Below are 25,687 nucleotides of genomic sequence, written 5' to 3'. Positions count from 1 at the left end.
ACGCGGCGGGCGTCATCCGCCTAACATCGTCCGGTATCGCTGGCGGTCCGCCACGCATTCAGGAGCCATTCGGCATGAAAACGGCTTGCTTCATCGTAGTAGTCCACAGGCGCAGGGTCCGGTAGCGGCACCGCGCCGGCTCCCATGCGCCCCCGACTCGTTCGGGGGCTTTTTTTTGTGTTGCGCGCGGCCGTGCGGCCCGTGTGCGGGAGGGCATCCGCTTGTCATCGAACCTGTCGACCGCTTCCGACCCGGCGTCGCCGCGGCATGCAACGTTGATCCTGCTGTGCGCGTTGTCGGTCCTGCCGCTGAGCCTGTTCCTGCCGTCGCTGCCGGCGATCGTGCGCGACCTGCACACCGACTATGCGCTCGTCGCGCTGTCACTCGGCGGGTATGCGGCGGTGGCCGCGTCGCTCGAATGCGTGACGGGGCCGCTGTCCGACCGGTTCGGACGGCGGCCGATCGTGCTGACGAGCGTCGCGATATTCGCGCTCGGTTCGCTCGGCTGCGCGATGGCGACCGATATCCGCGTGTTTCTCGGCTGCCGGCTGATGCAGGCGGCGATCACGTCGGTTTATCCGGTGTCGATGGCGGCGATCCGCGACACCGGCGGCGGCGCGCGCGCGGCGAGCCGGATCGGCTACGCGGCGATGGCTGCCGCGTTCGCGCCGATGCTCGGCCCGACGCTCGGCGGCGCGCTCGACCAGACGGTCGGCTGGCGCGCGAGCTTCTGGTTGCTGGCCGCGGTCGGCATTGTGCTGTTCGCCTGGTGCGCGCTCGATCTCGTCGAAACCCATACGCACCGGCCGTCGAGCTTCGGCCAGCAGCTTCGCGCGTATCCGGCGCTGCTGCGTGCGCGCCGTTTCTGGGCCTATGCGCTGTGCATGGCGTTTTCGACGGGTGCTTTCTATGCGTTCCTGGCCGGCGCGCCGCTCGCCGCGAAAACGCTGTTCGGCATTGCGCCGGCGGAGATCGGCTTCTACATGGGGACGATCACGGCCGGTTTCGTGTGCGGCAGCTTTCTGGCCGCGCGGGTCGCGCGCCGCCATGCGCTGGCCACGACGATCCTGTGCGGGCGGCTCGTGGCGTGTGCGGGCCCGCTGATCGGCCTCATGCTCGTGTTCGGCGGCGCGACGCACGCGCTCGCGTGGTTCGGGCCGTGCGTGCTGGTCGGCATCGGCAACGGGCTGAGCAATCCCGGCGCCCATGCGGGCGCGGTGTCGGTGCGGCCGGAGTTGGCGGGCAGCGCGTCGGGGCTGGCCGGCGCGATGACGATCGGCGGCGGCGCCGCGCTGTCGTCGTTGACGGGCGCGCTGCTGACCCCCGGCAACGCGGGCTACCTGCCGCTCGCGATGATGCTGCTGTCGTCAGCGGTCGCGCTGGCGGCTGCCGTGTGCGTGCGGGCGCTCGACAGGCAGGACGCCGGGCGGTGAGCGCGGGTGCGCCCCGGTACCGGCGCGCAGCGGAATGACGGACAATCCGCCGCATGCCGGGAGACGACGCACGATCCGCGCGCCACGTGTCCCGACGAGCACGAAGGGCGACTGGACGAGGATGCGATGAGCGACTTTTCTGATTTCCAGCGAGACATTGCCGATGCCGCGAGGGCGACTTTCAGGGCGCTGCGGGCGTTGCACCCGGACGAGCATTTCTACGCGTTTGCGTTGTACACCGACAGCGGCGCGATGACGGTGGTGCCGGCAGCCAATTCGGTCGAAGGGCTGCGCCGGATCCGCGCGCAACAGGCGATTCCGGACGACGATCCGTGGTTCGTGTGGGGCGTTGCCGAGTGGGCGTACGCGGCGGCCGAGGCGTCGCCGTTCAACGCGATTTGCGGCAGGCTGGCCGACGAAGTGCTGAGCCCGCAGTTCGTCCTGTCGCGCTTCACGGAATTTTCCCGGCAACTGCACGCCGACATGATCGAGGCATTGCGGCTGCTCGATCGCGACGGCGTATTCGGCACGGGCGACGACCGCGCGGCCATCACGCTGTTCGTGTCGATCAGCGACGACGACGCGGCCGAGGCGCTGGAAAACGCATCGGCGAAAGCGCTGAATCCGCCGGCCGTCGCCGACGCCTTCCTGCGCCGCTACGACTGACCGGCATCGGGATCTCGCGCGGCGGCCCGGGCAGGCCCGCCGCGCGTGCTGCGTTACGGCTTCGCGCCGACCACGAATTCGAACGTCGCGATGCCGTCGACGCCGCCCGTCACGCGGTCGCCCGGCTGCAGCGCGCCGACGCCGGCCGGCGTGCCGGTGAAGATCAGGTCGCCGGCCTTCAGCTCGACCGAGCGCGACACGTACGCGATGACGTCGGGCACGGCCCAGATCATGTCGGCGAGGTCGCCTTGCTGGCGCGTGTCGCCGTTGACCGCGAGCCAGATGCGGCCGGTTGCCGGATGGCCGGTGGCCGTCGCCGCGCGCAGCGCGGTCACGGGGCCCGACGCGTCGAAACCCTTCGCCCAGTCCCACGGCCGGCTCAGCTTCTTCGCTTCGGCCTGCAGGTCGCGGCGCGTGAGGTCGACGCCGACGCCGTAGCCCCATACGTGCGACAGCGCGTCGGCCGGGTCGATCGACCGGCCGTCCTTGCCGATCGCGACGACCAGCTCGATTTCATGATGGAGGTCGTTCGTCAGCGGCGGATAGGCGACCGTGCCGCTGGCCGGGACGATCGCGTCGGCCGGCTTCGTGAAGAAGAACGGCGGTTCGCGGTCGGGGTCGGCGCCCATTTCGCGGGCGTGGTCGGCGTAGTTGCGGCCGACGCAGAATACCCGGCGCACCGGAAAGCGCGCGGACGACTGTTCGACTTCGACGGAAGGACGCTCGGCGGCGTCGATGACATAGGCGGACATCGGAGGGCCTCGTTCGGTAGGAAGACGGATGGCCGGCACACCGCGCCGGCATGCGTGCAACGATACCCGACGCGCGTGCGCCCGGATGCGACGCAACTGCGTTTTACCGGGACAAAACTACGCGTCGGCGGCCGGCTGCGTGTCGTCGTCGGCGGGCAGCGCGGCGTTCGCGTCGCGGTACGCCTTCGGCGACACGCCGACCCGTGCGCGGAAGCGCCGCGCGAAATACCCTTCGTCGCGGAAGCCGACCGAGCGTGCGATGTCCGCGATGCGCCGGCTGGTATGGGCCAGCAGCGACTGCGCGAGCGCGATCCGGCGCTCGGTCACGAGATCGGTGAAGGTGCTGCCGGTTTCCTTGCGCACCAGGTGCGCGAGGTAGTTCGGCGACAGAAACGCGGCTTCGGCGGTCGCGGCGAGCGTCAGGTCCTCGCGGGTCAGGTTCGCGCGCACGTGGCGCAGCACGCGGGCCAGCGCGTCGCGCCGGCCGGCGCGCTGGGCGCCGCGCTGCGCGAGCTTGTCGAGCGCACCCGCGTACTGCGTGCAGACGAGGCCGATCAGTTGCAGCAGGTAGCCGCGCAGCAGCGTGGTCGAGCCGAACGTGCGCACGCGATCGGTGTCGAGCATGCACAGCGCGAGGCGGCGCGCTTCGTCGTACGTATCGCCGGTCAGGATGAAATCGAGGTGCTCCTGGAAGCGGAACGGCGTCAGTTCGGGGAAGCGGTGCGCGGGCACGTCCTCGAGATCGAGCGGATCGACGTCGAGATCGGCGCGCAGGAACGCCTGGCTGAAGTTGATCACGATGAAGTGCGCGCCTTCCGGATGCGGAATCAGGTGCTCGCGGTGCGGCAGCACGAACGCGAGCGCGCCGCGCGGAAACGGCCGCGTGACGCCGCCGATGCGCTGCTCGGTGTCGCCGCCGAGGTTGAACTGGATCTGGAAATACGCGTGCCGGTGCGGCTCGGTGATCGCCTGGCGCGACGCCTGGTCGCGGATGTAGAAATCGAGCCGGTCGCTGCGTTCGGGCATCCCGTACAGGCGCGGCGGGGCGGTGGAGGGCATGAAGGATTCTGCTGTTGGTGACGCGGTGGAGCCGCGATGGTACAGCGAAATCGGTCTGCCCCAAGCTTCGGCCGGAATCGGGGGCCGCCAGCGCACCCCCATGGTGGATCGGGGCGGGGTGAACGCCCCGGGGCCGAAAACGTCCGGGCGGCATCGCTGGCGCGGCACGCTCGCCGCCGGCCGCGGCCGGACCGGAACGCCGCTTACTGGGCCGTGTAGCCGCCGTCGACCATCAGCGACGCGCCGTTGACGAACGACGCCTCGTCGCTCGCCAGGAACAGCACGGCGTTCGCGACTTCCTCCGCTTTGCCGAGACGCCCGATCGGATGCAGCGCGATCAGCGCCGCTTTCTGCGCATCCGGCAGGTGTTTCAGCAGCGGCGTGTCGATGTAGCCGGGGCACACGGCGTTCACGCGGATGTTGTGCTGGCCGTAGTCGATCGCGAGCGTCTGGGTGAGGAGCTTCACGCCGCCCTTCGCTGCGGCATAGGCCGTCACGCCCGATTTTCCGACGTGGCTGTGGATCGAGCCGCAATTGACGATGACGCCGCCGCCTTGTGTATGCATCTGCTGAATCGCATATTTATCGCAAAGATAAACGCCGGTCAGATTGATATCGATCGTCTTTTGCCATGCGGATTCGTGGAGCTGTTCGATCCGGTCGTCGTCGGCAATGCCGGCATTGGCGAACATGATGTCTACGCGGCCATAAACCTGCACGGTTCTCGATATCAGGTTCTGAACGGATTCGCTACTCGTGACGTCGGTCTGGATATAGAGCGCCTGCCCGCCGTTTTCGCCGATGTCGGCGGCGAGCAACGCGCCCTTGTCGGTCAGATCGGCAATGACGACCTTGGCGCCTTCCCGGGCAAACGCGCGGACAGTGGCCTCGCCAATGCCGCTTGCCCCGCCGGTCACGATTGCTACCTTGTTGTCGAAACGCTCCATCGGATTCCTCGAGATCATGTTGTTCGTTTGAAAGGAAGTCAGGCTATCAAAATCCGGGAAGAGGTGTATTGAGGCGGCTTAACGCGTGGAGCAGCAAGGCCGACACTCCGGTCGGTGAGCGGGCCGTACGCAAGGAATGCAGCGCATTTCCCCAAGCGGGAATGCGAGAGCGCCTGGAAAGGACCGTCGAGCACAGTCAAAAAGTGTTACGGCAGGCAGAGTCAAATACCCTGAAGCGCAATGTGTGTTTGCATCCGCATTGTGCGGAGGCGCCATTGGCGATGCGCTTGAAATGGGGGTGTCCAGCCTGTGTTTCGGAACGCAATACAGACGAGCCGAGCCGCTACGCGACGGGGTGTCCGACTTGCCGTTGAAGTAGGCGTATCGCCGAACAACGGTGCGCCGCGCCCACCATTCATCGGTCGACCAGCGGCGCCACCCGGCGGCGCAGCTCGGGCACGACTTCAGCGTCGAACCACGGATGGTGCTTGAACCATGCCTGATTGCGCGGCGACGGATGCGGCAGCGGCAGGATCGCGGGGCCGTAGTCGCGCCACGTCTGCACGGTGTCGGTCAGCGTCGCCTTGCGCGTGTCGCGCAGGAAATGCCGCTGCGCGTACTGGCCGATCAGCAGCGTGAGCCGGATCGATGGCAGCTCGGCCAGCAGCCGGTCGAGCCACAGTGGCGCGCATTCGGGGCGCGGCGGGTTGTCGCCGCTCGCGCCGCGGCCCGGGTAGCAGAAGCCCATCGGCACGATCGCGAAGCGCGTCTCGTCGTAGAAGGTTCCGGCGTCGACGCCGAGCCAGTCGCGCAGCCGCTTGCCGCTCGCATCGTCCCACGGGATGCCGCTCGCATGCACGCGCGCGCCCGGCGCCTGCCCGACGATCAGGATGCGGGCGTCGCGATGCGCGCGGACGACCGGGTGCGGGCCGAGCGGCAGGTCGGCTTCGCACGCACGGCACGCGCGGATTTCGGTGAGCAGCACGTCGAGCGGCGTGCGCGTTCGTTTCGGCATCGATTCGGAGCGGGGACGGAATGGCGGCACGGATACAAAGGCGTCCGGGCGGCGCGGGGAACCGGTGCAGGCCGGCGCATCGCGTCGGACGCTCGGCATGCACGGCATGTCGCTGCACGGCGGCGCTGCGGTCCCGGCATCCCGTGTCGGAATCAGTTCGCGGCCGCGCCGCCTTCGGCGACCGCAGCATCATACAACGCGGTCTGCGCGATCGCCGCGGCGATCCCCGCGTCGTCGTGCTCACCGTCGAGCATGCCCCAGCGCCGGTATTGCGACAGGAACCACAGGCCCTCGCGCGGATCGGGCCGGTTCACCGCGCCGCCGTCGTGAAAGCGGATCGGCAGCGGCGGCGTCGCGAACGGCCCCGCGCCGTAATCGCCGAGCAGGCGCGGCGCGATCAACCGGGCCGGCACGCCGAGCGCGTCGGGCGACGCGAGCCAGTCGGCCGCCTCGCGGCGGTGCGCGGCGCTGTCGAGCCACGCGCACGCATCGACGAGCGTGCGGACCAGCGCGCGCGCGGTGGCCGGATACAGCGCGACGAAATCGCGCCGGGTCGCGAGCACCTTCTCCGGATGATCGGGCCAGATCTCGCTCGTGACGGCGACGGTCCGGCCCGCGTCGCATGCTTCGGCGACCGCGTGCCACGGTTCGCCCGCGCAGAAGCCGTCGAGCTCGCCGCCCGCGAGCGCGGCGACCATCTCGGGCGGTGGAATCACGACGCTGCGCACATCGCGCAGCGGATCGACGTCGTGCGACGCGAGCCACGCGTTCAGCCACATCGCGTGCGTGCCGGTCGGGAAGGTCTGCGCGAGCAGCGGCTTGCGGCCGAGCGTCGCGAAGGCGGCGCGCACGCTGGCGGTTTCGCGGTACGCATCGGCGAGGCCGCGCGACAACGTGATCGCCTGGCCGTTGCGGTTCAGCACCATCAGCGCGGCCATGTCGGTCAGCGGGCCGCCGATGCCGAGCTGCAGCCCGCACACGAGCCCGTACAGCGCATGCGCGGCGTCGAGCTCGCCGCTGAGCAGCTTGTCGCGCACGGCCGCCCACGACGGCTGGCGGCTCAATTCGAGCGTGAGGCCGTGGCGCGCGCCGAGGTTCAGGCGCTGCGCGACGATCAGCGGGGCCGCGTCGCTCAGCGCGACGAACCCGAGGCGAAGATGCGCGCGTTCCGGCGCGGCGGGAGGGGAGGTATTCATAGCGCTCATGGCTGGGGTGACGCGTCGAGCAATTGTCGCGCGACGTCGACGATGCGCAGGCCCTGATCCATCGCACGCTTGCGCAGCGCCGCATACGCATCGTGTTCGGACAGCTTGCGCTGGTCCATCAGCACGCGTTTCGCGCGATCGATCAGCTTGCGCTCCGCGAGTTCGCGCTCGACGTCGGCCAGCCGGCGGCGCAGCGCGTCGTCGTGCGAGAAGCGCGCGAGCGCGACTTCGAGAATCGGCGCGAGGCGCTCGGCCGACAACCCTTCGACGAGATACGCACTGACGCCCGCGCCGACCGCCGCACGGATCAGTTCCTGGTCGGCGTCGTGGCTGAACATCAGCACGGGGCGCGGGGCGGTCGCATGCATCACGGCCAGTTGCTCGAGCGTGTCGCGCGACGGCGAATCGGTATCGATGATCACGACATCGGGGCGCTGCTCCTCGACGGCGGCGGGCAGGCGGGCGGGCGTCGCGACGTCGTTCAGCATGTCATAGCCGAGACGCGCGAGCGCGTCGCCGAGCTCACCGATCGGCTTGTCGGTGTCGGTGACGAGCAGCACGCGCAGGCGGGCGGGCGGGACGGGCGAACTCATGGCGCGAACGGGGACGAACAGGCTTCGGTGCAAGGGTTGAAAAGCGGTTGCGAGGCGAGGCGGGATGCATTCGGCGCATCGCATCCGCATCGCTGGCAGCCGACGCGAACGCGGCTGCGACGATCGGGAAGGGCAGGCGGACGGCGCCGCGGGACACGATGCATTACGCGGCCCGGGACAGCATCGCGTCGGCTGCGCCGTCGGCGCATTGCACTGCCGCTTCGCCGATCGCCCCGCCGACGAGCATCACGGCCGGGCTGCCGAGCCCGGCCGCCGCGACGCCGTGCGCGAGGCCGCCGAGCGTGCCGGTCCAGCGGCGCTCGTGCGGCGTGCCAGCCCACTGCACCGCGGCCGCCGGCGTCGACGCGGGCAACGCGGCGAGCAGGCCCGTCGCGATGCGGTCGACGCGGCTCATCCCCATGTAGATCGCGAGCGTGGTGCCGGTCGCCGCGAGCCGTGCCCAGTCGGGTTCGCCGTGGTCCTGGCGATGCGCGGTGACGAACGTGACGCCCTGGCAGTGCTCGCGGTGCGTGAGCGAGATGCCGAGGCTCGCGGCGGCGGCGAATCCCGACGAGATGCCGTTGATGATCTCCACGGGAATCGCGGCGGCGCGCAGCGTCGCGAGTTCTTCGCCGGCGCGGCCGAACAGCAGCGCATCGCCGCCCTTGACGCGCACCACGTGCGCGCCGCGCAGCGCGTAGCGGCGCATCAGCTTCTCGATGAACGCCTGCGGCGTGGAGCGGCAGCCGCCGCGCTTGCCGACGCGGATCACGCGCGCCTGCGGGGCGAGTTCGACGATGCCGGGCGCGACGAGATCGTCGAGCAGCAGCACGTCGGCGGCGGCCAGTGCCTTTACCGCCTTCAGCGTGAGGAGATCGGGATCGCCGGGGCCGGCGCCCAGCAGCGTGACTTTGCCTGTCGTCATGTCGTGTTCCTGTGCCGCATCGCATCCCTGCGGCGGTCTGATAACGCGTTTGTTGCGCGGCGGCGGCGGGCGGTCGAAACGCACCGGCATCCGGCCGTGCCGCGCACGGAGGGACGCCGTTGTCCTGAAGGGCCCGCCATGAAGGGCGAGCAGGGTTTTGCGGGACTGCCCACCGGCGCCGTTGCCGGTGTGATGCATCGGGTTCAGCAATATCCGGGCCAACCGGCGCAACGCGCGGCCATCGCGTGCCGTGACGCGCCGCGCGATGGCCGCACGCATGCATGCGCTTGCCGCGCACGGTCCGTCGCCATGCCGCATCGGCGTGCATCGTGCGCCGCCCGCGCGCACCGCGATGTCGCACGACGGCAGTGCTGCAGCGCACCACATCTGTGCCTCGCTGCATCACGACGCATCGCGCGCGATGCGCCGGTTCGCGTCGCGTATTGTCCGGCAAGCCTTGTGCAACAGGGTTCTCGGCCCGATTCGAGCCGATATGGCACGGCGTTTGCGTAAGCTGGTTCGGGCGGATCAATGGCGATTCGTCCGCAGTACCGAATACTGACGCGCCCGGCAACGGGCTTCATGGGCAACGGCGTCCTACGCATCAGGTCTCGACGAGACCGGGTGCGCAGGACGCCGTTTTTCGTTTGGCGGATGACATGACCGACAAAGCTACCCGTATCGATCTCTTCAGCCTCCGCACCGCGCCGATGCGCGCGTTCCATCTGACGTGGATGGCGTTCTTCGTATGCTTCTTCGCGTGGTTCGCGTGCGCGCCGCTGATGCCGCTGATTGCGCACGAATTCCATCTCACCGCGGCGCAAGTCGCGAACATCAACATCGCCGCGGTGGCCGCGACCATCGCCGTGCGGCTGCTGGTCGGTCCGATGTGCGACCGCTTCGGCCCGCGCCGCGTGTATGCCGGGCTGCTGCTGCTCGGCGCGATCCCCGTGTTCGCCGTGTCGTTCACGCACGATTACCTGTGGTTCCTGATCTGCCGGCTCGGCATCGGCGCGATCGGCGCGGGCTTCGTGATCACGCAGTACCACACGTCGGTGATGTTCGCGCCGAATGTGGTCGGCACCGCGAACGCGACGACGGCCGGCTGGGGCAATGCCGGCGCGGGCGCGACGCAGGCGCTGATGCCGCTGCTCGTCGCCGCCGGCCTGATGCTCGGCTTCGGCGAGGACTCGTCGTGGCGCATCGCGCTGGTCGTGCCGGGCGTGGCGATGCTCGTGATGGCGTGGGCGTACTGGCGCTTCACGCAGGACTGCCCGCAAGGTGACTTCGTCGCGCTGCGCAAGCAGGGCGTGACGGTCGACAGCGGCAAGAAGGGCGGCTGGGCGAGCTTCTTCGCGGCATGCGGCAACTACCGCGTGTGGATGCTGTTCGTCACGTACGGCGCGTGCTTCGGTGTCGAGGTGTTCATCCACAACATCGCCGCGCTGTACTACGTCGATCACTTCAAGCTGTCGCTGAAGGACGCCGGTTTCGCGGTCGGGATGTTCGGGATGCTCGCGCTGTTCGCCCGCGCGCTCGGCGGCTGGCTGTCGGACAAAATCGCCGCGCGGCGCAGCCTCGACGTGCGCGCGATGCTGCTGTGCGCGCTGATCATCGGCGAAGGGCTCGGGCTGATCTGGTTCTCGCATGCGCAAGGCATCGGCATCGCGCTCGTCGCGATGCTGACCTTCGGGCTGTTCACCCACATGGCGTGCGGCGCGACCTACGCGTTGGTGCCGTTCATCGACCGCAAGGCGCTCGGCGGCGTCGCGGGGATCGTCGGCGCGGGCGGCAACGTCGGCGCCGTGGCCGCATCGTTCCTGCTGAAAGGTGTCGGCGACGTGCAGCAGACGCTGAGCCTGCTCGGCCTCGCAGTTACCGCGACCGCATTGTGCGCGATGGCCGTGCGCTTCAGCGAAGAACACAAGGCGCGCGAAGCCGAGCTGCGCGATCGCGCGCTGGCCGCCGCCGGCGCCGCGAACTGATCGACCGAAGGAACCGTCATCATGAAACTCATCGTCATCGGCCACGGCATGGTCGGCCACAAGCTCCTCGAATGCGTCGCGGCGGAAGCCGACACGGCGGGCGCGCTGCAGGTCACCGTGCTCGGCGAGGAACCGCGCCCGGCCTACGATCGCGTGCACCTGTCGGAATTCTTCGCAGGCAAGTCGGCGGACGACCTGTCGCTGGTCGAAGCCGGCTTCTTCGAGCGCCATCCGCAGTTCGACCTGCGCCTGAACGCGCAAGTCGCATCGATCGACCGCGCCGCGCATACGGTCGCGCTCGCATCGGGCGAAACGCTCGCGTACGACAAGCTGGTGCTCGCCACCGGCTCGCGTCCGTTCGTGCCGCCGGTGCCGGGCCGCGATCGCGCGGGCTGCTTCGTGTACCGGACGATCGAGGATCTCGAGGCGATGCAGGCGTGCGGCGCGCACGCGAAGCGCGGCGTCGTGATCGGCGGTGGGCTGCTCGGCCTCGAATGCGCGAAGGCGCTGCGCGACATGGGGCTCGACACGCACGTCGTCGAATTCGCGCCGCGCCTGATGGCCGTGCAGGTCGACGACGGCGGCGGCCGGATGCTGCGCGCGAAGATCGAGGCGCTCGGCGTGACCGTGCATACCGGCAAGAACACGCTCGAAATCGTCGACGGCGATGAAGGCGCGCACCGGATGGCGTTCGCCGACGGCTCGCATCTCGACACCGACATGATCGTGTTCTCGGCCGGCATCCGCGCGCGCGACGAACTGGCCCGCGCGTGCGGGCTCGACATCGGCCCGCGCGGCGGCGTCGCGATCGACGACGCGTGCCGCACGAGCGACGCCGACATTTACGCGATCGGCGAATGCGCGGCCTGGAACGGGATGGTGTACGGCCTCGTCGCGCCGGGCTACGACATGGCGCGCGTGGTCGCGAAGCAACTCGCCGGCGGCATGGACGAGGCGGTGGAGACTGCATTCGCCGGCGCCGACATGAGCACGAAGCTGAAGCTGATGGGCGTCGACGTCGCGAGCATCGGCGACGCGCACGGCACGACGGCCGGCAGCCGCACGTACCAGTACGCGGACGAGCGCCGCCAGGTCTACAAGAAGCTCGTGGTATCCGACTGCGGCAAGTACCTGCACGGCGCGGTGATGGTCGGCGACGCGTCCGAATACGGCACGCTGCTGCAGATGATGCTGAACCGCATCGAGCTGCCCGAATCGCCGGAATTCCTGATCCTGCCGTCGGCGGACGGCGCGGCGAAGCCGGCGATCGGCGTCGACGCGTTGCCGGAAGGCGCACAGATCTGCTCGTGCAACAACGTGTCGAAGTCGCAGATCTGCACGGCGGTAGCCGACGGCGCGACGAGCCTCGGCGCGCTGAAGACGTGCACGGGCGCCGGCACGTCGTGCGGCGGCTGCGTGCCGCTCGTCACGCAGATCATGAAGGCCGAGATGAAGAAGCAGGGCCTCGCGGTCAACAACCATCTGTGCGAGCACTTCCCGTATTCGCGCCAGGAGCTGTTCCACCTGATTCGCGTCGAGCGCATCACGACGTTCGACGCACTGCTGCACAAGCATGGCCGCGGGCTCGGCTGCGACGTCTGCAAGCCGGCCGTCGCGGGCATTCTCGCATCGTGCTTCAACGAGTTCGTGCTGAAGAAGGAGCACGCGGGGCTGCAGGATTCGAACGACTACTACCTCGCGAACATCCAGCGCGACGGCACGTATTCGGTGGTGCCGCGCATGCCGGGCGGCGAAGTCACGCCGGCAGGGCTGATCGCGGTCGGTCAGGTCGCGAAAAAATACGGCCTGTACACGAAGATCACGGGCGGCCAGCGCGTCGACCTGTTCGGCGCGCGCGTCGAACAACTGCCGTCGATCTGGGAAGAATTGATCGCGGCCGGCTTCGAATCGGGGCACGCGTACGGCAAGGCGCTGCGCACCGTGAAGTCGTGCGTCGGGTCGACTTGGTGCCGCTACGGCGTCGACGATTCGGTCGGCCTCGCGATCGACCTGGAGAATCGCTACAAGGGGCTGCGCGCGCCGCACAAGATCAAGTTCGGCGTGTCCGGCTGCACGCGCGAGTGCGCGGAAGCGCAGGGCAAGGACGTCGGCGTCATCGCGACCGAGAAGGGCTGGAACCTGTACGTGTGCGGCAACGGCGGGATGAAGCCGCGCCACGCGGAACTGCTCGCGTCCGACCTCGACCGCGCGACGCTGATCCGCTACATCGACCGCTTCCTGATGTTCTACGTGCGCACGGCCGACCGCCTGCAACGCACCAGCGTGTGGCGCGACAACCTCGAAGGCGGCCTCGACTACCTGATCGACGTCGTCGTGCACGACAAGCTCGCGATTGCCTCCGAGCTCGAAGCCGACATGCAGCACGTGGTCGACACCTATGAGTGCGAATGGAAGCGGGCCGTCACCGATCCCGATACGCGCAAGCGCTTCCGCCACTTCGTGAACAGCGACGCGCCGGACACGACCATCGAATTCGTCGAGACGCGCGGCCAGATCCGGCCCGCGACCCCCGCCGAGCGCGCGGGCGGCAAGCCCGTGTCGATTCCCGTCGTCGCCGAACCCGCGACCGTTTGACCCTGACCGACGCCCGCGTCTTTTCCAAGGAGCCCATCATGAACGATCGTCTTCCGCTGTCCTGGACCCGCGTGTGCCCGCTCGACGACATCGTGCCGAACACCGGCGTGTGCGCGCTCGTCAACGGCGAGCAGGTCGCGGTGTTTCATGTCGCGCATGCCGACGGCGGCGTGTTCGCGATCGACAACGTCGATCCGGTGTCGCAGGCGGCCGTGATGTCGCGCGGGCTGATCGGCAGCCTCGGCGAGCGCGTCGTCGTGGCGTCGCCGCTGTACAAGCAGCATTTCGACCTGCGGACCGGTGAATGCCTGGAAGCGCCCGACAAGTCGGTGAACGCGTATCCGTCGCGGGTCGAGGACGGTTTCGTATGGATCGCGGCCTGAGCGCCCCGGAGTACACATGACCGCCACCCCCGTCAAGAGCGTGTGCCCGTACTGCGGCGTCGGCTGCGGGATGGTGCTGCACGTCGAGGACGGCGAAGTCGTCAAGGTGTCCGGCGACGCCGACCATCCGACCAACTTCGGGCGGCTGTGCACGAAGGGTTCGTCGGCGCACGTCGCGCTGCGCCGCTCGGGGCGGCTCGACCGCGCGTTCGTACGGCGCGCGCGCGAGGACGACCTCGTGCCGCTGCCGGCCCGCGACGCGATCGCCGAGACCGCGCGGCGGCTGCGCGCGGTGCTCGACGCGCACGGGCCCGATGCGCTGTCGTTCTACGTCTCGGGGCAGATGTCGATCGAGGCGCAATACCTCGTCAACAAGCTCGCGAAGGGCTTCGTCGGCACCAACAACATCGAGTCGAACTCGCGGCTGTGCATGGCGAGTGCTGGCACCGGCTACAAGCAGTCGCTCGGCGCGGACGGCCCGCCCGGGTCGTACCAGGATTTCGATCGCGCGAACCTGTTCTTCGTGATCGGCGCGAACATGGCCGACTGTCACCCGATCCTGTTCCTGCGGATGATGGATCGCGTGAAGGCCGGCGCGAAACTGATCGTCGTCGATCCGCGCCGCACCGGCACCGCCGACAAGGCCGACCTGTTCCTGCAGATCCGGCCGGGCACCGACCTCGCGCTGACCAACGGGCTGCTGCACCTGCTGCATGCGAACGGCCGCACCGATCCCGCGTTCATCGCTGCGTACACCGAAGGCTGGGACGCGATGCCCGCGTTCCTCGCCGACTACACGCCCGAGCGCGTCGCCGAGATCACAGGGCTGGCCGAAGCCGATATTCGCACGGCCGCGCAATGGATCGGCGACGCGCAGGAATGGATGAGCTGCTGGACGATGGGGCTCAACCAGAGCACGCACGGCGTGTGGAATACCAACGCGATCTGCAACCTGCATCTCGCCACCGGCAAGATCTGCCGCCCGGGCAGCGGGCCGTTTTCGCTGACCGGCCAGCCGAACGCGATGGGCGGGCGCGAGATGGGCTACATGGGACCGGGGCTGCCGGGCCAGCGCTCGGTGGCCTCCGACGACGACCGCCGCTTCGTCGAGAACCTGTGGCGCGTGCCGGCCGGCACGCTGCGCAAGGACACCGGCAACGGCACGGTCGACCTGTTCGCGCGAATGGCGGCCGGCGACATCAAGGCGTGCTGGATCGTCTGCACGAACCCGGTCGCGACCGTGCCGAACCGGCGCAACGTGATCGCCGGGCTGCAAGCCGCGGAGCTCGTGATCGCGCAGGACGCGTTCCTCGACACCGAGACCAACCGCTACGCGGACATCCTGCTGCCCGGCGCGCTGTGGGCCGAGGGCGACGGCGTGATGATCAACTCCGAGCGCAACATGACGCTGATGCGCGCGGCGGTCGCGCCGCCCGGCGACGCGCTGCCCGACTGGCGCATCATCGCGGAAGTCGCGCGCGCGATGGGCTTTGGCGAGGCGTTCGACTATGCGTCGGCGGCCGACGTGTTCGACGAGATCGTCCGCTTCTCGAATCCGGCGACCGGCTACGACCTGCGCGGCGCGAGCCACGCGGCGCTGCGCGACGGGCCCGCGCAGTGGCCGGTCGCGCCGGGCGCCGCGCGCGAGCGGCACCCGATCCGCTACCTGAACGACGGCGTGAGCCAGGCGCTTCGCCCGGCGGCCGACGGGCACGACGCCCCGCGCATCGCGTTCCCGACGCCGTCGGGCAAGGCGCGCTTTTTCGCGCGGCCGCACGTCGATCCGGCCGAGCTGCCCGACGACACGTTCCCGATCGTGCTGAACACCGGGCGGCTGCAGCATCAGTGGCACACGATGACGAAGACGGGCAAGGTCGCGATGCTGAACAAGCTCAATCCGCGCCCGTTCGTCGAACTGCATCCGGACGATGCGAGCGCGCTCGGCATCGCCACGAAGGACAGCGTCGAGATCCGTTCGGCGCGCGGCCGTGCGGTGCTGCCGGCCGTCGTGACCGAGCGCGTGCAGCGCGGCAACTGCTTCGCGCCGATGCACTGGAACGACGTGTACGGCGACGACCTGTGCATCAACGCGGTGACGAACGACGCGATCGATCCGGAATCGCAGCAACCCGAACTGAAATTCTGCGCGGTCGCACTGACGCGCGTCGACACGGATGCATTCGCGTCCGCCGACGACGAAGTAGCGCAACCCGATGCATGCGCCGACGACGCGCGGCCCGCGCCGGCGATGGCGCAGGCCGCTGCTTCACAGGAATCCGACATGGCAGACATCGACACTTTCGCGGCCGCGCTCGGCATCGCCGATCTCGCGCCGCCGCCGCTGACCGACACCGAGCGGCTGTACGTGGCCGGCCTCGTCAGCGGGCTGAAGGCGAGCGCCGGCCGTCGCGACGGCAGCGTGCCCGTGCTGCCGGCCGGCGCGCCGTTGACGCCGCCCGTGCGGTTCTGGCTCGACGGCATGCTCGCGGGCCTGTTCAGCCACTCGCTGCCTGCCGGTGCGCAGATCGCCGCGGCGCCCGTGCTGCCGACCGACGCCGCCGCGGCCGGCGGCGTGCGCATCGTGCGCCCGCGCCCGAAGGTCACGTTGTTGTGGGCGTCGCAGACCGGCAACATCGAATCGTTGACCGAGGATTACGCGACGAAGCTGATGAACGCGGGCTTCGAGATCCGCACGGCGTGCATGTCCGACTATCCGGTTGCGTCGCTCGCCGCTGCGCAATACGTACTGCTGATGACGAGCACGTTCGGCGACGGCGATGCGCCCGACAACGGCAGCGAGTTCTGGGACGCGTTGCAGGCCGGCAGCGCGGCGCGCCTCGACGGCGTGCATTTCGCAGTGCTCGCGTTCGGCGACCGCAACTACGATCAGTTCTGCGGCCACGGCCGCCGGCTCGACGCGCGGCTCGCGGAACTCGGCGCGGCGCGCCTGTGCGCACGCGTCGATTGCGACGTCGAATTCCAGTACGATGCCGATCAGTGGCTCGAACGCGTCGTCGCGCGGATCAAGGAGGCCGATGCCGCGCTGCACGCGGTGCCGTCCGGCGGGATGAGCCCGTCGGGGCTGCTGCCGACGAAGGCGCATCCGGCGCCGTCGAAGCTCGTCGCGAACCTGCGGCTGAACCGGCCGGGCGCCGCGAAAGACACGCGCTATGTGTCGCTGTCGACCCAAGGCGCGAACCTCGAATACGAAACCGGCGACGCGCTCGGCGTGTGGCCGACCAACTGCCCGGAACTGGTCGACGAACTGCTGTCCGTCACCGCGCTGAAGGCCGATGCGCCCGTGTCGGTGGCGGGCGTCGGCGATATCCGGCTCGGCGATGCGCTCGCGCGCCACTTCGACATCACGCGCCCGCATCCGGACACGCTGGCCTTCATCGCGTCGCGCAGCGCGAACGGCGCGCTGAAGTCGCTGCTCGGCGACGATCGCAAGGCCGATCTCAAGCAATGGTTGTGGGGGCAACAACTGGCGGACGTGCTGCACGAATACCCGGTCGAGCTGTCGGGCGCGGAGCTGGTCGGCGTGCTCAAGCGCATGCAGCCGCGCCTCTATTCGATCGCGTCGAGCCCGAGCGCGCACGAGGGAGAGATTCACCTGACCGTGTCGGCCGTGCGCTATCACAACGGCCGGCGCGCGCGCAAAGGCGTCGCGTCGACGTTCCTCGCCGATCGCGCGGACGACGGCCGCGTGCCCGTGTTCGTGCAGAAGTCCGCGCATTTCCGGCCGCCGGTGAACGGCGACGTGCCGATCGTGATGGTCGGCCCGGGCACCGGCGTCGCGCCGTTCCGCGGCTTCCTCCACGAGCGGCAGGCGCGCGGCGCGCGCGGGCGCAACTGGCTGTTCTTCGGCGAGCAGCACGCGCAGACCGACTTCTACTACGGCGACGAGCTGAGCGCGATGCGTGACAGCGGGTTCCTGACGCGGCTCGACCTCGCGTTCTCGCGCGACCAGGCCGACAAGGTCTACGTGCAGGACCGGATGCGCGAGCAGGGCGCCGAGCTGTTCGCATGGCTGGAGGAAGGCGCGCATTTCTACGTGTGCGGCGACGCGGCGCGGATGGCCAAGGACGTCGATACGGCGCTGAAGGCGGTCGTCGCCAAGCACGGCGGCATGTCGGACGAAGCCGCGAACGACTACGTCGCGCGGCTTTCGAAGGCACGACGCTACATGCGCGACGTGTATTGATCGCGGGCCGCACGGCTTGACGCGGCCGTGCCGGCTTGCCGGCCCGGCACGGTGACCTGCCGGCGGCCGGCCTGGCACTCGACGGCGGATGCGGTGTGACCCGCCGGCCGCCGCCGGCGTGCGTCACTGCTGCCGCTCCCAAGCACGCGCCTGCTCGGCGCGCACGAACGCTTCCGACGACGCCGGCAGCAGATTGCGGAACGCGCCGCCGTCGCTGTCGATCACGTCGACCATCTTCGCGATCATTTCCTCCGGATCGTGCTGTTCTAGCGGGAACGTCAACCGCTCGGGTGTCACGGTATGCGCGGCCGGATCGCGCCAACGCCGCGTCGTTTCCATCATCCGGTCGTTGAAACCCGTGCGGTACGGGCCCGGGTTCACGACCGCGACCCGGATGCCGTGCGGCGCCAGTTCCGCGTGCATCGCCTCGGCCACCGATTCGACCGCGTGCTTCGATGCGCAATAGGCGCCCGTGAACGGCCCCGTGATCAGGCCCGCGATCGACGACACGAACACGATCTTGCCGTGCTTGCGCGCGAGCATGCCTCGCGCGATCTGCTGCGTGAGTTCGAGCGGCCCGAACACGTTCACGTCGAACAGTTCGCGGACGATCTCGACCGGCAGGTCGACCAGTGCGCCGGCTTCGCCGACGCCCGCGTTGTTCACGAGCACGTCGATCTCGAATTCGGCGGCGCGGGCGCGATCGTGGGCCGACGTGACGTCGAGCTTCACTGCGCGCAACGCGGTGCCGCGCTGCGCGGCGTCGTCCGTCAGCGCGTCGATCTCGGCGGTCGTGCGTACGCCGGCCGTGACGGCGTGACCGCGTTCGGCCAGCCGCAGCGCGACTTCGCGGCCGAAGCCGGTGCCCGCGCCGGTGATGAGGATGCGTTTCTGTGCCATATGCCTACCTTGTGGAGTGGAAGGTTGCCTGAAAAAGGTCGCAGCAGTGCTGCGCGATCGCGGCGTCTTCGTCGACGCTGCCGCCCGAGACGCCGATCGCGCCGACGCAGCGCCAGTTGCCGTCGACCAGCGGTTCGCCGCCGCCGAACGTGACGAGCCCGCCGTGACTGTGCTCGATGCCGCGCAGCGGACCGTCGCCCGACATCGCGCCGAGTGCGCCGGTCGATGTGCGAAAGCGGATCGCCGTCAGCGCCTTGCGTTGCGCGAGATCGATCGCGCCGAGAAAACAGTCGTCGGTGCGTACGAACGCCAGCAGGTTCGCGCCGGCATCGACGATGGCGATCGCGACGCCGGCCACCTGCAGCGATTCGGCATGGGCGAGTGCCGCGTCGATCGTACGGCGGGCGACGGCGAGCGGCAGTGCGGCGGTGAGCGGGTTCATGCGAGGCTCCGGTGGGACGACAGCGCCAGTGTAGGCAGTTACGGTATATGGGAGAATCCGTATTCCGCTCGAAGCAGTTTCAAGTTTTTTTAATGATGGACAGACGATGAGCAGACGCGATCCGATGGCCGGCCTGCACGTGTTCATGACCGTCGCGACGGCCGGCAACTTCACGCGGGCCGCTGCCGCGCTGGGCCTGACGCCGGCGGCCGTCAGCCTGGCGATCGGGCAGCTCGAGGGCGAGCTCAACGTGAAGCTGTTCAACCGCAGCACGCGCGGCGTGAGCCTCACGGAAGCCGGCCAGCGCTACTGGCGGCAGACCGAGCCCGCGTACCGGCAGGTCATGCAGGCGCGCGACGAAGTGAAGGATGCGCGCAGCGAGCCGAACGGGCTGTTGCGCGTGACCGCGCTGCCGCTCGCGCGCTTGCTCGTGATCGCGCCGGTGCTCGCCACGTTCCGCGAGCGCTATCCCAAAGTCCGGCTCGAAATTCGCTATGAGAACGAACTCGTCGACATCGCAAAGGACGGTTTCGATGCGGGGATCCGCCTGGCCGACCGGTTGCAGCCGGGCATGATCGGCGTGCGGATTGCGCCTGCGTTGACGTGTGCGCTGGTCGCGTCGTCCGCTTATCTGGCGCGGTACGGTGCACCGGCGTCGATTGCGCAGCTCGAGCGTCACGCGTGCATCCGATTCCGGTTCACGGAAAGCGGGCGTTTGCACAAATGGCTGCTGCATGACGGGCGGCGCGACGTCGATCTCGACCCGGACGGCGTGTTCGTGACGAACGACGCCGATGCGGTGATCGATGCGGCGCGCGCGGGCGTCGGCATTGCGTTCGCGTTCATGCGCGAGCGGATCGAGCAGGACCTGCGCGACGGCACGCTCGTCGAGGTGCTGCCCGGTGCGTGCCGGGCGCTGCCGCCGATGTGGCTGTATTACGTGAATCGCAAGCATGTGCCGGCCAAGCTGCGCGCGTTCATCGACGTGCTGCGCGAGCGCGATGGCCCGGACGCGGCGTAATCGCATCGGCGTGGCTCACTGCAGCAATCAATCCGGCGGCGCATGATGGCGGCTCCAGCCACGAAGCCAAGGAGTCGCGTGATGACCGTATTCCCGCATTTTCCGATTCGGACGCTCGTAGTTGCCGCAACGTTGGCGGCGGCCGCGATCTCCAGCGCACCGGCCGTCGGCCAGACGTCGACGGTGCCGGCAGGTTCGGCTGTCGCGACGCCCGACAACGCGGTACTGCTGACCGTGTTCCTGAAACACGACGAGTCGCGCCCGCTCGCGGAGCTGAATGCGCAGCTTGCGAAGCAAGGGTTCTACAAGGCGTTTCCGCCGCCGGGCGTGGAGGTGGTGAGCTGGACGGTGACGATGGGGATCGGGCAGATCGTCGTGCTGCGGCTGCCGGCGTCACGGCTGCGCGAGGTCAATCGCGTGCTCGAGGATACGGCCTGGGGCGTGTACCGGACGGAGTTCTATCCGACCTACGACTACAAGGCGATCGGGATGGGGGAGCATGAGCGGGCGAAGTAACGCGCAGTGGCTATGTCCGTACCGGCGGTGCGCCGCGGAGGGGCGCAGCGAATCAGCCCGCCGCCATTCCGCACCGCGCCGCGCCCTCGCGTTTTCGTCCTCACCCGGCGGGCTCGGCGCGGTAAATTCCACCGAAATGCATCACAAGTCATTCATCCGATGAAAAAACTACCTCCGTTCCCGGTATGATGCGCACCTTGCGTTCGTAGGACGCCCTGTTTCTTTATGCGTTTTGATGCGCGAGAAACCACAAATCCGCACAAAGCCGACGTGAAAGATTTTGTAATATAAGTTCCGTATACTCGTAAGTTCTGATCCAGGCGCCGCCAGCCCGTCTTCGGCCGGCCGCCCACGCAGAACAACAGATACGTCGCCGCCCGGCCACCCGCGCCGCGACCCTATGCACCACCACTGAACACGTTATGTCTTCCCGCCACTCTGGTTCGCCCAGCCGTGCCGAGGCGGTGATCGCCCGTGCCCGGGCGCTGATCCGCAACGAGCGCGTGCTGTCGCCGCTGCTCGCGCTCGGCATCGGCCTGCTGCTGATCGTGGTTTTCCAGCATCTGTCGGAATCCGTCGACTACCGCTCGGTGATCCGCCAGTTGCGTCACATGTCCGTCGGCGAGTGGGGCGCGTCGCTGGCCGCGACGGCCCTCAGCTATCTCGCGCTCGTCGCCCGCGATGCGGTCGGCCTGCGCTATGTCGCGGCCAAGGTGCCGCGCGTCGCGCTGTGGATCGGCGCGATCGCCGGTTCCGCGCTCGGCAACGCGACCGGCTTCGGTGCGCTGACGGGCGGTGCGGTGCGTGCGCGCGTGTACGGTGTATCGGGCGTCACGCCCGCCCAGATCGGCCAGATGACGGTGTTCACGAGCGGCACGCTGGCGCTCGCGATGGTGCTGATGACGGCGGTCGGTATGGTCTGCGTGCCGGAGGCGCTCGCCGCGATGCTGCACGTCGCGCCCGGCGCGCTCACGTGGACGGGCGCCGCGTTGCTCGTCGCGCTCGCCGCGCTGGTCGTGCTGTGCGGCAACACCGCGCGCCCGGTCGTCACGCGCTTCAAATGGCTGTCGTTCGACGTGCCGGCGCGGCGCGATCTCGTCGCGCAGGTCGTCTACGCGGTGCTCGACGTCGTGGCCGCGGGCCTCACGCTGTGGGTGTTGCTGCCGGCAGCGCCAGTCGGCTTCCCGACCTTCATTACCGTTTACGCGGCCGCCTTGCTGCTCGGGATGATCGGCCATACGCCGGGCGGGATCGGCGTGTTCGAAGCGGCGATGGTCTTCACGCTCGGTCGCGAAGTGCCCGCGCATGCGATGGTCGCCGCGCTGATCGCGTATCGCGCGATCTACTTCGGCGTGCCGCTCGTGCTGTCGGCCGGCCTGCTGGCCGGTTTCGAGGGCCGCGCGCTGCGGCGCCGGCTCGTGACGCGGCAGGCCGTGCGCGTGTCGCAGCTTGCGCCGGTGTTCCTGAGCCTCGTGACGTTCGCGGTCGGCGGGATGCTGGTGATCTCGAGCGCGACGCCCGCGTTCTGGCACCGGATCGCGATCCTGCGCCACATCGTGCCGCTGTGGGTGCTCGAAGGCTCGCAGGTGATCTGCAGCGTGCTCGGCGTCGCGCTGCTGTTCGTCGCGCGCGGGCTGCTGCGCCGGCTCGACGGCGCCTGGTGGATGACCTTCGCCTTGACGCTCGCGAGCCTCGCGCTGTCGCTGGCCAAGGGCCTCGCGTTCGTCGAGGCCGGGGTGCTCGGCACGCTGCTCGTGCTGCTGCTCGTCAGCCGTCGCCGGTTCAATCGTCATTCTTCGCTGCTCGCCGAGCGCTTCACGGTGAGCTGGTTCGTGTCGGTGGCGATGGTGCTGATGCTGGCCGTGTGGGTGCTGTTCTTCGCGTTCCGCGACGTGCCTTACACGCGCGATCTGTGGTCGCATTTCTCGTTCGATGCGCGCGCTCCGCGGGCGCTGCGCGCGACGCTCGCGTCCGGCGTGTTCGTCGCGCTGTTCGCGCTGTGGCAATTGCTGCGCCCGGCGCCTGGACGCTTCGTGAAGCCCGCGGAGCAGGACCTGGTCGACGCGGAGCAGATCATCCGCGCGCAGGAATGCAGCGACGCGGGCCTCGCGCTGATGGGCGACAAGTCGTTCCTGTTTTCCGAATCGCGTCGCGCGTTCCTGATGTACGCGAAGAACGGCCGCACGTGGGCCGCGCTGCACGACCCGGTCGGGCCGCGTGAAGAGTGGCCGGCGCTGATCAGCAAGTTCATCGCGCTCGCGCATGCGCACAGCGGCCGCGCGGCGTTCTACCAGGTGCGCGCGAACGCGTTGCCGTTGTATCTCGACGCGGGGCTCACGCTGATGAAGCTCGGCGAGGAAGCGCATATCGCGCTCGACCGGTTCGACCTGAAGGGCTCGAACCGGTCGCACCTGCGCTACGCGCTGCGCCGTGGCGACAAGGACGCGCTGACGGTCGAGGTGATCGCGCCGGACGACGTGCCGGCCGCGCTGCCGTCGCTGCGCGACATCTCCGACGGCTGGCTCGACAGCCGCGATGCGCGCGAGAAGAGCTTCTCGGTGGCCGCGTTCCACGACGGCTATCTCGCGACGCAGTCGGTGATGCTGGTGCGGCAGGCCGACAAGCCGATCGCGTTCGTCACGTTCATGACGACCGACCTCAACACCGAGGCGACGGTCGGCGTGATGCGCCATCTGCCGGAGGCATCGCCGTACGCGATGGAGTACCTGTTTACGCAGCTCGCGCTGCATCTGAAGGAAGCGGGGTTCCGCAAGCTGAGCCTGGGCATCGCGCCGTTCTCGGGGATGGGCGCGGCGAAGATGCCGTCGCCGTTCCACCGGCTCGGCCTGATGGTCTGGCGCTTCGGCGGCCGCTTCTACAACTTCCGCGGCTTGCGCGCTTTCAAGAGCAAGTTCGAACCGCACTGGGAGCCGCGTTATCTCGCGGCCTCGGGCTCGGTCGGCGTGTTCGTCACGCTTGCGGATCTGTCATTGCTGGCTGGAGGTCGGCGTTCATGATGTTGAAGAAGGTAAGCGCGCGGGCGGCAGCCGCCTGCGCGGGAATGATGCTGGCCGGCGCCGTATGCGCCGCGCAGCCGGCCGCAGTGAAAACCGAAACCGTGTCCGGCGGCCGCTATGGGCCCGTTACCGTGACCAAGCCGGCCGGGCCGCTGCGCGGTTTCGTCGTGCTGTTCTCGCGTGAGGCCGGCTGGCATGCCGCCGATCAGCAGGCGGCCGACGCGCTCGCGACAGCCGGTGCGATGACGGTCGGCGTCGATTCGGGGCGTTACGCGGCGAATCTCGCCGCGAAGCAGGAGACCTGCCATCACCTCGACGGCGATGCCGAGGCGGTCAGCCATCAGCTCGAACGTCTTGCGCAGTCGTCGCGCTATTTCACGCCGATCGTCGCGGGCGTGGGCCAGGGCGGCGCGATCGCGAAGCAGATCCTGTCGATGGCGCCGGAGAACACGATCGCCGGCGTCGTCGCGGTCGGTCCGGTCGCGAAGCTCGATCCGCGCTTCAAGCCGTGCCCGCCCGATCCGACGATCGTGCGCCGCGCGATGCCGGGTTTCGTCGAAACGGCTGCCGCGGGCGACACCGCGAAGCTCGTGTCGCTCGTCTCGTCGCACCTGCGCGACACCAGCAGCAGCGACGAACTCGACGTGTCGGACCTGCCGCTCGTCGAGCTGCCGGCCAAGGGCGGCAGCGGCCGGCTCGCGATCGTGATCTCGGGCGACGGCGGCTGGCGCGATCTCGACAAGACGATCGCCGAGGCGCTGCAGCGCGACGGCGTGTCGGTGGTCGGCATCGACAGCCTGCGTTATTTCTGGAGCGAGAAGCCGCCCGCACAGGTGAGCCGCGATCTTGCCCGCGTGATGCGCACCTATATGGCGCGCTGGCATGCGAGCCGCGTGGCGCTGGTCGGCTACTCGTTCGGCGCCGACGTGATGCCGTTCGCGTACAACCGGCTGCCGGCCGACCTGCGCGACAAGGTCGCGGTGATGTCGCTGCTCGGCTTCGCGCCGTCGGCCGATTTCCAGATCCGCGTGACGGGCTGGCTCGGCATGCCCGCGAGCGACAACGCGCTGAAGGTCGCGCCGGAAATCGCGAAGGTGCCGCCGTCGCTCGTGCAGTGCTTCTATGGCGCGGAAGAGACGGACACGATGTGCCCGGCGCTCGCGAACACGGGCGCCGACGTGGTCAAGACGCAGGGCGATCACCACTTCGGCCGCGATTACATCCCGCTCGAGAAGAAGATCCTCGGCGCGTTCGGCAAGCCGGTGGCGGCGCGCTGAACGCCGGCGGCGCCTGCGTGACGGCGGGCGCCGGCCGGTTTGCTTTCGGTTCATCGGACGGGCGGCCAGCGAGCCGCCCGTTTCATTAGTTGCTCCGAGAAACCCCGCCATTGATGGCGGGAAGGAAAGGCGTGCTGTTGACAGGCAGCTTCTTCCACGGGTTAGGATCACCTGCATGATCCTTGTCTACCGCTACCGGGTGAAGTCGCTCAACGGACTGCTCAACAAGCAGAGCCGTGCGGTGAACTACGTCTGGAACTTCTGCAACGACACGCAGAAGCACGCGCTCAAGTGGGGCAAGAAGTGGCCTACAGGATTCGACCTGAACGTGCTGACGACCGGCAGCAGCAAGGAACTCGGTATTCACTCCGGCACGGTCAACGCGACGTGCGAGCAATATGCGAAGTCGCGCAGTCAGCACCGTCGGCCCTACCTGCGCTATCGCGGCAGGAAATCGCTGGGCTGGGTGCCGCTGAAGGGGCGTGCCGGCAACACGTTTCGCGTGTTCAACAGCCGACCGCTTCCCGAAGGCAAGATCAAGGACGGAACCAACTTTGCGCAGGATGCACGCGGCAACTGGTTTCTCAACATCGTGATCGAGATACCCGATGTTCAGGCCCGACCGATCCGTTCCTGTGTCGGCATCGATCTCGGCCTGAAAGACTTCGCCACACTTTCGACCGGCGAGAAGCTGCCCAATGACCGGTTCGGTCGGCGAGCGGCGGGAAAGTTGGCGAAAGCGCAGCGAGCAC

Annotated in this window: 21 protein-coding genes; 12 read left to right on the top strand and 9 right to left on the bottom strand. The window is 68.9% G+C overall.

All coding sequences use genetic code 11. From position 1 onward, the window contains the following. Positions 1–221: 221 nt before the first annotated feature. Positions 222–1,433: an MFS transporter gene (locus tag HWW87_RS18410; protein ID WP_175821541.1), complete on the top strand. Its 1,212-nt coding sequence runs from the start codon at positions 222–224 to the stop codon at positions 1,431–1,433. 126 nt (positions 1,434–1,559) lie between these two features. Then, positions 1,560–2,099 (top strand): DUF4303 domain-containing protein, encoded by a 540-nt coding sequence (locus HWW87_RS18405; RefSeq protein ID WP_175821540.1) that lies wholly within the window; start codon positions 1,560–1,562, stop codon positions 2,097–2,099. A gap of 53 nt (positions 2,100–2,152) precedes the next feature. Here the strand turns inward: HWW87_RS18405 and HWW87_RS18400 are convergent, their stop codons facing one another. From HWW87_RS18400 to cobA, 7 genes are all read right to left on the bottom strand, one after another. After that, the gene (locus HWW87_RS18400) at positions 2,153–2,851 is read right to left on the bottom strand and encodes a fumarylacetoacetate hydrolase family protein (RefSeq protein ID WP_089436609.1); all 699 of its coding nucleotides are present in this window, start codon (positions 2,849–2,851) and stop codon (positions 2,153–2,155) included. Positions 2,852–2,968: 117 nt separating this feature from the next. Then, complete coding sequence (locus tag HWW87_RS18395) at positions 2,969–3,910, bottom strand: helix-turn-helix transcriptional regulator (protein WP_174387644.1); 942 nt, start codon at positions 3,908–3,910, stop codon at positions 2,969–2,971. A gap of 203 nt (positions 3,911–4,113) precedes the next feature. Further along, positions 4,114–4,857, bottom strand: coding sequence for a glucose 1-dehydrogenase (locus HWW87_RS18390; RefSeq protein ID WP_175821539.1), 744 nt, complete (start codon positions 4,855–4,857; stop codon positions 4,114–4,116). A 415-nt stretch (positions 4,858–5,272) separates the two neighbouring features. Continuing rightward, a complete protein-coding gene (locus tag HWW87_RS18385) occupies positions 5,273–5,872 on the bottom strand; it encodes a uracil-DNA glycosylase family protein (protein ID WP_175821538.1) in 600 nt (199 codons plus the stop codon). A gap of 152 nt (positions 5,873–6,024) precedes the next feature. Further along, positions 6,025–7,068, bottom strand: coding sequence for a CmpA/NrtA family ABC transporter substrate-binding protein (locus HWW87_RS18380; RefSeq protein ID WP_175821537.1), 1,044 nt, complete (start codon positions 7,066–7,068; stop codon positions 6,025–6,027). 5 nt (positions 7,069–7,073) lie between these two features. Next, the gene (locus tag HWW87_RS18375) at positions 7,074–7,670 is read right to left on the bottom strand and encodes an ANTAR domain-containing protein (RefSeq protein ID WP_174433505.1); all 597 of its coding nucleotides are present in this window, start codon (positions 7,668–7,670) and stop codon (positions 7,074–7,076) included. Between the two features lie 163 nt (positions 7,671–7,833). Next, a complete protein-coding gene (gene cobA / locus HWW87_RS18370) occupies positions 7,834–8,595 on the bottom strand; it encodes a uroporphyrinogen-III C-methyltransferase (protein WP_175821536.1) in 762 nt (253 codons plus the stop codon). 265 nt (positions 8,596–8,860) lie between these two features. Between cobA and HWW87_RS18365 the strand changes: the two genes are divergently transcribed. The 5 genes from HWW87_RS18365 to HWW87_RS18345 all read left to right on the top strand — a co-directional run bounded on the left by HWW87_RS18365 (position 8,861) and on the right by HWW87_RS18345 (position 17,762). Beyond that, positions 8,861–9,157 (top strand): hypothetical protein, encoded by a 297-nt coding sequence (locus HWW87_RS18365; protein WP_175821535.1) that lies wholly within the window; start codon positions 8,861–8,863, stop codon positions 9,155–9,157. A 97-nt stretch (positions 9,158–9,254) separates the two neighbouring features. Beyond that, entirely contained in the window at positions 9,255–10,580 is a 1,326-nt protein-coding gene (locus HWW87_RS18360; RefSeq protein ID WP_175821534.1) for an MFS transporter, read from the top strand. 21 nt (positions 10,581–10,601) lie between these two features. Next, entirely contained in the window at positions 10,602–13,175 is a 2,574-nt protein-coding gene (gene nirB / locus HWW87_RS18355; RefSeq protein ID WP_175821533.1) for a nitrite reductase large subunit NirB, read from the top strand. Positions 13,176–13,213: 38 nt separating this feature from the next. Continuing rightward, entirely contained in the window at positions 13,214–13,558 is a 345-nt protein-coding gene (gene nirD / locus HWW87_RS18350) for a nitrite reductase small subunit NirD (protein ID WP_175821532.1), read from the top strand. A 16-nt stretch (positions 13,559–13,574) separates the two neighbouring features. After that, on the top strand, positions 13,575–17,762 hold the full coding sequence (locus HWW87_RS18345) for a bifunctional nitrate reductase/sulfite reductase flavoprotein subunit alpha (RefSeq protein ID WP_175821531.1): 4,188 nt from the start codon (positions 13,575–13,577) through the stop codon (positions 17,760–17,762). 123 nt (positions 17,763–17,885) lie between these two features. Here HWW87_RS18345 and HWW87_RS18340 read toward each other — a convergent pair whose 3' ends face one another. Next, the gene (locus HWW87_RS18340) at positions 17,886–18,662 is read right to left on the bottom strand and encodes an SDR family oxidoreductase (protein ID WP_175821530.1); all 777 of its coding nucleotides are present in this window, start codon (positions 18,660–18,662) and stop codon (positions 17,886–17,888) included. Between the two features lie 4 nt (positions 18,663–18,666). After that, positions 18,667–19,104 (bottom strand): heme-binding protein, encoded by a 438-nt coding sequence (locus HWW87_RS18335; protein ID WP_175821529.1) that lies wholly within the window; start codon positions 19,102–19,104, stop codon positions 18,667–18,669. A gap of 106 nt (positions 19,105–19,210) precedes the next feature. Here HWW87_RS18335 and HWW87_RS18330 point away from each other — a divergent pair, with 106 nt between their 5' ends. The 5 genes from HWW87_RS18330 to HWW87_RS18310 all read left to right on the top strand — a co-directional run. Further along, complete coding sequence (locus HWW87_RS18330; RefSeq protein WP_175821528.1) at positions 19,211–20,125, top strand: LysR family transcriptional regulator; 915 nt, start codon at positions 19,211–19,213, stop codon at positions 20,123–20,125. An 81-nt stretch (positions 20,126–20,206) separates the two neighbouring features. Then, on the top strand, positions 20,207–20,641 hold the full coding sequence (locus HWW87_RS18325; protein ID WP_175821527.1) for a hypothetical protein: 435 nt from the start codon (positions 20,207–20,209) through the stop codon (positions 20,639–20,641). A gap of 422 nt (positions 20,642–21,063) precedes the next feature. Continuing rightward, a complete protein-coding gene (gene mprF, locus HWW87_RS18320) occupies positions 21,064–23,658 on the top strand; it encodes a bifunctional lysylphosphatidylglycerol flippase/synthetase MprF (RefSeq protein ID WP_175821526.1) in 2,595 nt (864 codons plus the stop codon). Next, positions 23,655–24,935: a virulence factor family protein gene (locus HWW87_RS18315; protein WP_175821525.1), complete on the top strand. Its 1,281-nt coding sequence runs from the start codon at positions 23,655–23,657 to the stop codon at positions 24,933–24,935. Before mprF ends, HWW87_RS18315 begins: the two co-directional genes overlap by 4 nt. A 175-nt stretch (positions 24,936–25,110) precedes the next feature. Continuing rightward, positions 25,111–25,687: transposase (locus HWW87_RS18310; RefSeq protein WP_175821524.1), on the top strand; the 577-nt coding region annotated here is incomplete at its 3' end.

The sequence above is a fragment of the Burkholderia sp. BCC0419 genome (genome assembly GCF_902830285.1).
Classification (GTDB): domain Bacteria; phylum Pseudomonadota; class Gammaproteobacteria; order Burkholderiales; family Burkholderiaceae; genus Burkholderia.
This window is presented reverse-complemented; position numbering and strand designations above follow the sequence as displayed.

Bases quoted from the DNA above. Each gene is read 5' to 3' on its own strand.
- HWW87_RS18405 (WP_175821540.1), top strand. From the start codon at position 1,560: ATGAGCGACTTTTCTGATTTCCAGCGAGACATTGCCGATGCCGCGAGG.
- HWW87_RS18345 (WP_175821531.1), top strand. From the start codon at position 13,575: ATGACCGCCACCCCCGTCAAGAGCGTGTGCCCGTACTGCGGCGTCGGC.
- HWW87_RS18325 (WP_175821527.1), top strand. From the start codon at position 20,207: ATGACCGTATTCCCGCATTTTCCGATTCGGACGCTCGTAGTTGCCGCA.
- HWW87_RS18375 (WP_174433505.1), bottom strand. From the start codon at position 7,670: ATGAGTTCGCCCGTCCCGCCCGCCCGCCTGCGCGTGCTGCTCGTCACC.
- HWW87_RS18385 (WP_175821538.1), bottom strand. From the start codon at position 5,872: ATGCCGAAACGAACGCGCACGCCGCTCGACGTGCTGCTCACCGAAATC.
- HWW87_RS18340 (WP_175821530.1), bottom strand. From the start codon at position 18,662: ATGGCACAGAAACGCATCCTCATCACCGGCGCGGGCACCGGCTTCGGC.
- mprF (WP_175821526.1), top strand. From the start codon at position 21,064: ATGTCTTCCCGCCACTCTGGTTCGCCCAGCCGTGCCGAGGCGGTGATC.
- HWW87_RS18365 (WP_175821535.1), top strand. From the start codon at position 8,861: ATGGCCGCACGCATGCATGCGCTTGCCGCGCACGGTCCGTCGCCATGC.
- nirD (WP_175821532.1), top strand. From the start codon at position 13,214: ATGAACGATCGTCTTCCGCTGTCCTGGACCCGCGTGTGCCCGCTCGAC.
- HWW87_RS18395 (WP_174387644.1), bottom strand. From the start codon at position 3,910: ATGCCCTCCACCGCCCCGCCGCGCCTGTACGGGATGCCCGAACGCAGC.
- HWW87_RS18335 (WP_175821529.1), bottom strand. From the start codon at position 19,104: ATGAACCCGCTCACCGCCGCACTGCCGCTCGCCGTCGCCCGCCGTACG.
- HWW87_RS18360 (WP_175821534.1), top strand. From the start codon at position 9,255: ATGACCGACAAAGCTACCCGTATCGATCTCTTCAGCCTCCGCACCGCG.
- cobA (WP_175821536.1), bottom strand. From the start codon at position 8,595: ATGACGACAGGCAAAGTCACGCTGCTGGGCGCCGGCCCCGGCGATCCC.
- HWW87_RS18330 (WP_175821528.1), top strand. From the start codon at position 19,211: ATGAGCAGACGCGATCCGATGGCCGGCCTGCACGTGTTCATGACCGTC.
- HWW87_RS18390 (WP_175821539.1), bottom strand. From the start codon at position 4,857: ATGGAGCGTTTCGACAACAAGGTAGCAATCGTGACCGGCGGGGCAAGC.
- HWW87_RS18380 (WP_175821537.1), bottom strand. From the start codon at position 7,068: ATGAATACCTCCCCTCCCGCCGCGCCGGAACGCGCGCATCTTCGCCTC.
- HWW87_RS18315 (WP_175821525.1), top strand. From the start codon at position 23,655: ATGATGTTGAAGAAGGTAAGCGCGCGGGCGGCAGCCGCCTGCGCGGGA.
- nirB (WP_175821533.1), top strand. From the start codon at position 10,602: ATGAAACTCATCGTCATCGGCCACGGCATGGTCGGCCACAAGCTCCTC.
- HWW87_RS18400 (WP_089436609.1), bottom strand. From the start codon at position 2,851: ATGTCCGCCTATGTCATCGACGCCGCCGAGCGTCCTTCCGTCGAAGTC.